Genomic DNA, 934 nt, shown 5'->3' on the forward strand with positions numbered 1-934 from the left:
CCATCGCCGTCACCCTCTTCCTGCTGGTCGTCGGCGCCGAACTCCTCGACGAGCGCGGCCTTCGACAGGGCACGAGCGTCCTTCTCGGCCATCCCACGCGAGATCGCGTACGCGATCCACACCTGCTTGTTCGCGGACTCGAAAGGCGGCGCGGGCCGACCCGCGGCCTGCTGAGCAGGCGACGGGCCGGACGACGGCACGGGCTCGGGCTGGGCGAGCAGCACCCAGTTAGGCCAGCAGTCCAAGATCGAGTCCCGCTCGGCCAGCTCGACTGTCTGCCCGGTGTTGCGGTTGTGGTAGACGAACACCGGCCCTACGCCTTGGCCTTCGTCGCGCCGGTCGTGATCAGCACTGCCCGGTTGGGGTCTAGGCACTTCACGCCGTAGAGCGTGTCGATGCTGATCACGTCCTGCTTCTTGCTGATGTCGTAGTCCATGACCACCCTCAACCCGAAGCCGCGGTAGCTCTCGACGTGCGCGTTGGCAGCACCTTGCGGCATCACCAAGGGGCGCGTAACCAGGGCAAACGCCGTCTTATGGAACGCGACGCCGATCTCGTGGTCCGGCAGAACCGTGCCGACCGGGTCGGCCGGCTTGAACTCGGGCACCTTGATGTTCTGGGTCTGATAGCCATCGAAACCGAAGACCCTCCGACCCAAGTGGGCCTCGCGCAGACCCTCGGTGTCACCCCTCGCGTCGGCCCTGTGGAACAGCTCATCGCTCAGCCAGAGCGCTTCCTGCTCCGGGCCGACCACGATGTACCTGTCCGTCGCCGGAACGTTGCGCTGGTTGAGCACACGCCTCGACGCAATGGCCACGCGCGGGTTGGCGTACTTGAACGGCGCAGGGTCGGCGTTGAGACCAACCTTCTGCACGACGTCGTTCCGCAGCGACAGGATGTCCCTGTCGATCTTCTGGGCGATCGCCTCACACGC

At 66.1% G+C, this 934-nt stretch carries 2 protein-coding genes; both read right to left on the bottom strand.

Annotated elements, in window-relative coordinates; genetic code table 11:
* Positions 1-308, bottom strand: a 308-nt coding sequence (locus tag ABD844_RS52630) for a hypothetical protein (RefSeq protein ID WP_344897793.1), incomplete at its 3' end; no start/stop codon positions are given.
* A 5-nt stretch (positions 309-313) separates the two neighbouring features.
* On the bottom strand, positions 314-934 hold a 621-nt coding region (locus ABD844_RS52635; RefSeq protein WP_344897796.1), incomplete at its 5' end, for a P22 phage major capsid protein family protein.

Origin of the sequence: Nonomuraea antimicrobica, from assembly GCF_039536965.1 — a bacterium.
GTDB classification, from domain to species: Bacteria; Actinomycetota; Actinomycetes; order Streptosporangiales; family Streptosporangiaceae; genus Nonomuraea; species Nonomuraea antimicrobica.